Origin of the sequence: Mesorhizobium sp. M4B.F.Ca.ET.214.01.1.1, from assembly GCF_004791545.1 — a bacterium.
In the GTDB taxonomy this organism is placed as follows: domain Bacteria; phylum Pseudomonadota; class Alphaproteobacteria; order Rhizobiales; family Rhizobiaceae; genus Mesorhizobium; species Mesorhizobium abyssinicae.
In genome coordinates, this window is record NZ_SRUX01000228.1 from 1 (window position 1) to 308 (window position 308).

1 protein-coding gene is annotated in these 308 nt (G+C 64.3%); it reads right to left on the reverse strand.

Going from position 1 to position 308, the window contains the following annotated elements; all coding sequences use genetic code 11:
* A partial coding sequence (locus EN857_RS34000; protein ID WP_135897729.1) for a glycine--tRNA ligase subunit beta occupies positions 1-308 on the reverse strand: 308 nt, incomplete at both ends.

A 308-nucleotide genomic window follows, 5' to 3' on the forward strand; every position in this document is an offset into this window, starting at 1 on the left:
GTTCTTCTCAAGCAGAATACGCACCACACCCAGCGCCGCACGGCGCAGCGCGAAGGGGTCCTTCGAGCCGGTGGGCTTCTCATCGATGGCCCAGAAGCCGGCGAGGGTGTCGAGTTTGTCAGCGAGAGCGACCGTGATCGCCACCTTGTCAGCCGGCAGGCGGTCGGAAGGACCCTGCGGCTTGTAGTGATCTTCGATGGCGGCCGCAACGCTTTCGTTTTCGCCCTGAAGCGCCGCATATTTGCGGCCCATCAAGCCCTGAAGCTCGGGGAATTCGCCGACGGCTTCGGTGCGCAGGTCGGCCTTGG